The following is a 6,731-nucleotide window of genomic DNA, read 5'->3' on the forward strand; positions in this document are numbered from 1 at the left end:
CCTGTGGGCGAAAGGCGCCGATAGGCGCCCTCTTGTCGGCCGAAACCAGGGGCGCCTATCGGCGCCTTTCGCCCACAGGGTGGGCTCCTACAGGTGGTTGCACCGCCTCTGCGTGGATCGGTTCGGCTACCGCCCGCCCAACACTCGGTCGAGCTTGTCCAGAAATGCTTCGGCGTTGGCCTGGCTGAAGACGATCGGTGGTTTGATCTTTAGTACGTTGTCGTCGGGACCTTCGGTGGAGAGCAGCACATGCTGCGCTTTCATCGCTTCCACCACAGCCTTGGCTTTGTGCCGGTCTGGCGTTCTCGCCCCGCGATCGCTCACCAGCTCGGCGCCGATGAACAAACCTCGCCCGCGCACATCGCCGATGCAGTCGTAGCGCTGCTGCAGCTCGCGTAGCCCGGCCATCAGGAAATCGCCAACACGACGTGCGTTCTCCTGCAATTGCTCGTCGGCAATGACGTCGAGTACGGCCAGCGCGATCGCGCAAGAGACCGGGTTGCCGGCGAAGGTATTGAAGTACTCCATGCCGCTGACAAAGCTGGCGGCGATCTCCGGCGTGGTGACCACGGCCCCCATGGGATGGCCGTTGCCGATCGGCTTGCCTATCGTCACGATGTCCGGCACAACACCCTGGCATTCAAATGCCCAGAAATGTTCGCCAGCCCGGCCGAAACCGACCTGCACTTCATCGGCGAGGCACACGCCTCCAGCTGCGCGCACCGCCGCGTAGGCTTCGGGCAGATAGCCTTCCGGCAGCACGATCTGGCCGCCGCAGCCCAGCAGTGATTCACAGTAGAACGCCGCCGTCGATATCTCGCGCTGACGCAGGCTTGCGATGGCCGAAGGCAGCATCTCGCCGTACTTCCGGCCAGCCTCAGGCGCTTCGGGATAGATCCCTCGATAGGTATCGGGCATGGCCACGACACCCACATGCGGAGACTGCCCTGTCCCGCCCTTGCCGTTGAACTTGTAGGGACTCAGCTCGATCATCGACGGCGAATGGCCGTGGTAGGCGTGATCCACCACGATCACACCCTGTGCGCGGGTATGCGCTCGCGCCAGGCGCAGAGCGAGGTCGTTGGCCTCGGTACCCGAGTTGGTGAGAAAGACGACCGACAGCGGTTTTGGCAAGGTCGCCGTCAAGCGCAGCGCGTATTCGACAATGGTGTCGTGCAGATATCGGGTGTTGGTGTTGAGCTGCGCCATTTGCGCCTGCCCGGCCTCGACCACGCGTGGATGGCAATGCCCGACATGGCAAACGTTGTTGACCATATCCATGTAGGCCTGACCATGCTGGTCGTACAACCAGACACCCTCGCCGCGAACGATCTTCAGCGGTTCCTGGTAAGCCACGCTGAGGGTCGGATTCAGGAGTTGCTTACGCAGCCGCAAGATCTCGTCGTTGCTCCGTTGCGGTACGCCATCCGGACGGGGGGTAATGGGATCAATCATGGCTTGGTTCCAGAAAGGGGCCAACGATGGCATCGTGATCGACGTCGGCGAGCTGGCGCAACAACGTGCGCACGCCTTGCTGCGACACGAGAACGAACGGGTTATCCGGCTGCTCGCGATGGGTGCGCGTCGCCATCAGCACGCTATGGCAGAGGCGGGCAAGGATGAAGGCGGGCAGCTGCTCAAGCTCGATACGCAGTAGCGGACATTGCGCGAGATAGCCGCGAATGATGGTACGCGCGCACGCCACCGGATCGGCTTCGTGCTGCATGGCGTAAGTACACGCGATCGCCAGATCCGCCAGGCGGAAACTGGTGCACATGTCGCCGAAATCGATCACCGCGCGAACCTGCTGCCCACCGGCGCCGTCATCCGCCACGATCACATTCAGATCGTTGGCATCGTTGTGCAGCACTGTAATGGGCAACTGCGCTTGCCATTGCGGCAGTTGGGCGCAGAACGCACTCGCTCGCGCCCGTACGATGGCGCGAAGCTCGGCATCATCGATATGGTCAACTTCGCCAAGCAGGGCCGGCAGTCGCATCAGATTCCAATCGTGCTGACGATCGGCGGCGGGATGACGGAAGTCCTGCAGTCCGCGGGTCAGGAGGCCGACAGCGCTGCCGAGGCTCTCGTGCAGTGCCTCGCGCTGCGTTGGCGACAACGCACCGATGACATCCGCATACGTCGTGCCCGGCACAAAACTCAACACACGCACCTGGCATGGTTGGCCCGCCACCGGCAGCGTCAACAGGTGCTCGCCGTCCACGGCAAGTTGCACCCGGGGCCACTGCAGTGTGGGCTCGCGCTCGGCGAGCGTCATCATGGCCAGATTTTCCAGCTCCAGATCCAGGCGTGACCACGACGGGTGCGCTACTTTCAGAACATACTCACCATGCTCCGTGCGGATGCGGAAGTTCTGATCGGCGTAGGATGGCAGCGCGCTGATGTCGCCATGGATGCGCCAGTGCCGTTCGGCCAGCACCAGCGCCGCATCGGGGGTCAGAACGTCCATCAGTAGGGTCGCGCCCATGGTTGCGGGGGTGCCTAATAGTAGTATAAGTTGACATTTAAGTTCAGCCAAAGGCGCGCCATATGTTTCGGCCCATGCTTGTAGCGGTGATGGCCGCCGCCGTGATGACCACCGCCGTTTCCGCAAGCCCGAGCGATACCGGTGGCCAACGCCAGGCACCCGTTCAAGGCGCAGCGTTGCTGCAGCAACGCGAGCCGATGAGCTTTGGCGTGTTCTATTACCCGGAGCAATGGCCGCGCAGCCAGTGGCAACGCGATTTGAATGGCATCGCCAAGCTCGGCTTCGATTTCACGCATATGGCCGAGTTCAGCTGGACCTACCTGGAGCCGGAAGAAGGCCGCTTCGATTTCGAATGGCTCGATCACGCCATCGACCTGGCTGACAAGGCCGGGCTGCGCGTCATTCTAGGCACGCCCTCGGCGGCTCCGCCGAGCTGGATGGGCGAGCACTATCCGGAGGTCTATCGGGTGGATGAGCGCGGCCAACGCCACGAACATGGCATCCGCGCAGAGGTGTCGCTAGCCAATCCAAAATATCAAGCCTTTGTGGCGCGGATAGTGACGGCCATGGCGCAGCATTACGGCCACGACCGCCGCGTATGGGGTTGGCAGGTGGACAATGAGCCCGGCACGTTCAACGACTACAGCGATAGCGCTCGCGATGCTTTCCAGCACTGGTTGCAGGATAAATACGGCGGCATCGATGCCATGAATGCCGTGTGGAGCGGCTCGTTCTGGAGCAGTCGCTACGCAAGCATCAAAGAAGTGCGCCTGCCCAATACGACGCTCGCCGCCGAAGACAAACTAAGCCCACATGCGTTGCTCGACCTTGCTCGGTTTCAGGCGGACACCACAGCGCATTTTCTCGATGCTCAAGCGGCGATCATCAAGAAATACGCACGCCCGGGCCAATGGGTGACGACCAACTACACCAACGTCACCACCGCCACCGATCCGCGGCGCAGCCATGGGCTGGATTTCCCGACCTTTACGCTCTATCCCGTCGCCGGCGCGAATGTGCTCGGCGGTGACAGCTATGCCATCGGCAAGCCCGCCAACCTGATGGAGGCCGCGGCGTACTTCCGGCCGATGACCGGCACGTTTGGCGTGATGGAACTGCAGCCAGGCCAGGTGAACTGGGGCGAGATCAACCCACAACCGATGCCCGGCGCCATCGGCATGTGGATGTGGCACACCTTCGCTTCGGGCGCCTCGTTGCTCAGCACCTATCGCTACCGCCATCCGCTTCGCGGCAGCGAGATGTATCACGAAGGCATTGTCGGCACCGACGGCGTGACGCTCTCGCGCACAGGGCGCGAATTTGTCGACACCTTGCGGGACATCAAGGCGCTTGACGCCAAATTCGATGCGAAGGCGAAGCTGCCTGCACGCATGGCAGCGCGGTACACCGGCTATCTATGGAGTCATGACGTTTTCTGGGATCTGGGGATACAGCCGCAAACCAGCCTGTGGAATAGCTGGGCCTACCGAAACACCTACACGCAGGCGGTGAAGAGTACCGGCGCGCCCATGGATTTCATCGCGGAAGGCGACGACTTCAGCCGCTATCCGTTCGTGATCGCACCGGCCTATCAAATGGTCAGCGATGCGCTGGCGAAGAAATGGCGGCGCTATGTCGAACAGGGCGGCCATTTGATCTTGACCAGCCGCACCGGCCAGAAGAACGCCGAGGGGCATTTTCATGAAGGGCCCTGGGCGGCGCCGATCCTGGATTTGATCGGCGCGGATGTCGAAGGCTTCGACATGCTGCCATCGAGTGCCAGCGCGCAAGTCACCGCGGAGGGCAAGACGCATGACTGGCACCGCTGGGCCGACATTCTCACGCCGCGACCGGGCACCAAAGTGCTCGCCACTTATGCCGATCACTACTACGCAGGCAAGGCGGCCGCGACCACCCGCACACTGGGGCGAGGCAGCGTCACCATGATCGGCGTTTCGACGGATGACGGAGCGCTGGAGCGCGAGATCGTGCGCAGCGTCTACCAGCGTGCGGGCGTGGCCATTGAAGACTTGCCCATGGGCGTGTTTCACGAATGGCGTGGTGGGTTTGATTTCATGGTGAATTACAACACCCAACCCTTTTCACCCGTGCTTCCCTCAAAGGCAACGATCATGCACGGCGAAATACCATTGGCGCCGGCGCAGACGCTGATCTGGAAGGACACCTCGCCATGATGCGCATCGGATGACAAACAAAGAACTGGGCTTGCGTCGTGTCCTCGGCACCTGGGATCTGGTGCTCTTTAATATTGCGGCAATCGTCGCGCTGCGCTGGCTGTCGATGGCCGCGCAGGTGGGGCCTTCGAGCCTGGTGCTTTGGCTGCTGGGGCTTATCGGCTTCCTCATTCCACTAGCCCTTGCGGTGCTCGAACTGAGTTCGCGCGTACCCGGAGAGGGCGGTTTGTATCTTTGGGCGAAGGCGGCATTCGGCGATAGGCATGGCTTCCTTGCCGGCTGGACCTACTGGGTTTCCAACCTGGCCTATCTTCCGTTCGCACTGTTGTTCAGTGCCGGCATTTTTCTGCACATCGGTGGTAACCGCTGGCTGAGCCATGCCGGAGACGGCGGCTACAACCTCGTTTACTGCCTGACCGTGCTGTGGACCGCGATCGGTCTTGGCATCCTCGGCCTCGAACGGTCCAAGTGGTTGCAGAACATCGGCGGCATCGCCACCTGGTCGGCGGCGGCGCTCATCCTCGGCGCCGGTGCGTTGGCCGCGTATCGATTTGGATCGGCCACAGCGATCACCACGGCCAACGTAATGCCCGACTTCGGAAAGCTCAAGACGTACTCGACCCTGGTGACCATCGCGCTCGCATTCCAGGGGCTCGAACTTGGGCTGATACTCGGCGGGGAAATCAAAGACCCTCACCGGCAGATTCCACGCGCCACGCTCATCTCCTGCGTCGTCATCGCGGCCATCTATATCGCCGGCACGGCTTCCCTGCTGATCGCCCTGCCTGCGTCGACCATCGACATCATCGGCGGCATTCCACAGGCGCTGTCCGCGATTGGAGAGCGCGTCGGCTTGCCCTTGTTCGGGCCGCTAACCGCAGGACTCGTTGCGATCGGTACCATCGGCGGCATCTCCGCGTGGGTCACAGGCATGGCGCGCCTGCCTTTCGTCGTCGGTGTTGATCGCTACCTGCCCCCCGCGCTGGGCCGCCTCCACCCCAGGTATGGCACGCCCCACGTGGCCCTGATCATCCAGGGCATTTTGATCTCCCTGGTACTGGTGGCCGCGTTGTCCGGCTCAAGCATCCATGAGGCCTACATCATCCTCATCGACATGACCGCGATCATGTCGCTGCTGCCCCTGTTGTACATCCTGCTGGCCTTTCCACTGTTGCGCCGCCGAGCCGCTGGCAACCATGCTGGCATCAACCTGGCGCCTGTCGGCACCTTCGGCTGCTGGCTGGCTGGATTGACCGGTTTCGCGATGATCTTGCTGGCGATCATCACGTCGATGATTCCGCCCACCGACAACAGCAACCCAGGTCTGTTTCTTCTCAAGGTGGTGGGCGGCTCAGCATTCTTGATCGGCATCGGGCTGGTGTTCTATGGGCATGGTCAACGGCGTGCCGAGCGTGCTTTGCCCTGATCTCGTCGTCTAAATGCTGGATGGCCGCGTGATCCCCGTTGCGACGCTGTCTCCTGTGCGCAACCCAACACGCGTTAACGGTCACAAGGTGAGACGCTGCCGCAGGTCCTTGCAGCGGGCCTCCAACCCCACCAAGGCGAGTCTGTCTCGGCCCACGAACACATAGTGGTGCGTATCGGGCGACCATTTATCGAGGTCGGCAAACTCCTCGCCAAATGCGCGAGCGAACGCAAGGTTGTTGGTTTGCCAGATTTTTAGACCCGGGTGGACAACCAAAAACGGATGGTGCTCGTCCCAGCGATGACCAGCCAGCGTCCCGTAACGATGCAGTGCAATCAGCGCCTCTACGGACTCCCGGTTCGCCATCCCGTCACGCAAACGCCCCTCGATTAGAAGAGGGTCCAGCATGTCCACGATGAAATCACGGAAGTGTTGAGCGCGGGCTTTGTCTTCGTCCGAGGGCGGGGTAGCGGTGGCGATAGGTGCTGTCATAAGCGGCCTGCTTGGTCTATCTAGGGATGCTCTGATCTATTCAACGTAGGCGTCACCGCTGTGTCAGCTCGCCTGCGGCCCGGGCGACGGCGAAGGCAGACTGGCTGTCTGTCGAGGCGGCGCCCGGGCC

Annotated in this window: 5 protein-coding genes; 2 read left to right on the top strand and 3 right to left on the bottom strand. The window is 62.1% G+C overall.

Annotation, left to right across the window (positions count from 1 at the left end; genetic code table 11):
* Positions 1-126: 126 nt before the first annotated feature.
* A complete protein-coding gene (locus OUZ45_RS20680; protein WP_266172227.1) occupies positions 127-1,455 on the bottom strand; it encodes an aminotransferase class III-fold pyridoxal phosphate-dependent enzyme in 1,329 nt (442 codons plus the stop codon).
* A complete protein-coding gene (locus tag OUZ45_RS20685; RefSeq protein ID WP_266172228.1) occupies positions 1,448-2,470 on the bottom strand; it encodes a phosphotransferase in 1,023 nt (340 codons plus the stop codon). Before OUZ45_RS20685 ends, OUZ45_RS20680 begins: the two co-directional genes overlap by 8 nt.
* An 80-nt stretch (positions 2,471-2,550) precedes the next feature.
* Here OUZ45_RS20685 and OUZ45_RS20690 point away from each other — a divergent pair, with 80 nt between their 5' ends.
* Entirely contained in the window at positions 2,551-4,683 is a 2,133-nt protein-coding gene (locus OUZ45_RS20690) for a beta-galactosidase (protein WP_266172229.1), read from the top strand.
* A gap of 10 nt (positions 4,684-4,693) precedes the next feature.
* The gene (locus OUZ45_RS20695; RefSeq protein WP_266172230.1) at positions 4,694-6,109 is read left to right on the top strand and encodes an APC family permease; all 1,416 of its coding nucleotides are present in this window, start codon (positions 4,694-4,696) and stop codon (positions 6,107-6,109) included.
* An 81-nt stretch (positions 6,110-6,190) separates the two neighbouring features.
* Here the strand turns inward: OUZ45_RS20695 and OUZ45_RS20700 are convergent, their stop codons facing one another.
* Positions 6,191-6,601, bottom strand: a complete 411-nt coding sequence (locus OUZ45_RS20700; protein ID WP_266172231.1) for a hypothetical protein — start codon at positions 6,599-6,601, stop codon at positions 6,191-6,193.
* Positions 6,602-6,731 lie beyond the last annotated feature (130 nt).

Source organism: Dyella subtropica, assembly GCF_026283965.1.
GTDB classification, from domain to species: Bacteria; Pseudomonadota; Gammaproteobacteria; order Xanthomonadales; family Rhodanobacteraceae; genus Dyella_D; species Dyella_D subtropica.

Bases quoted from the DNA above. Each gene is read 5' to 3' on its own strand.
- OUZ45_RS20695 (WP_266172230.1), top strand. From the start codon at position 4,694: ATGACAAACAAAGAACTGGGCTTGCGTCGTGTCCTCGGCACCTGGGAT.
- OUZ45_RS20700 (WP_266172231.1), bottom strand. From the start codon at position 6,601: ATGACAGCACCTATCGCCACCGCTACCCCGCCCTCGGACGAAGACAAA.
- OUZ45_RS20680 (WP_266172227.1), bottom strand. From the start codon at position 1,455: ATGATTGATCCCATTACCCCCCGTCCGGATGGCGTACCGCAACGGAGC.
- OUZ45_RS20685 (WP_266172228.1), bottom strand. From the start codon at position 2,470: ATGGACGTTCTGACCCCCGATGCGGCGCTGGTGCTGGCCGAACGGCAC.
- OUZ45_RS20690 (WP_266172229.1), top strand. From the start codon at position 2,551: ATGTTTCGGCCCATGCTTGTAGCGGTGATGGCCGCCGCCGTGATGACC.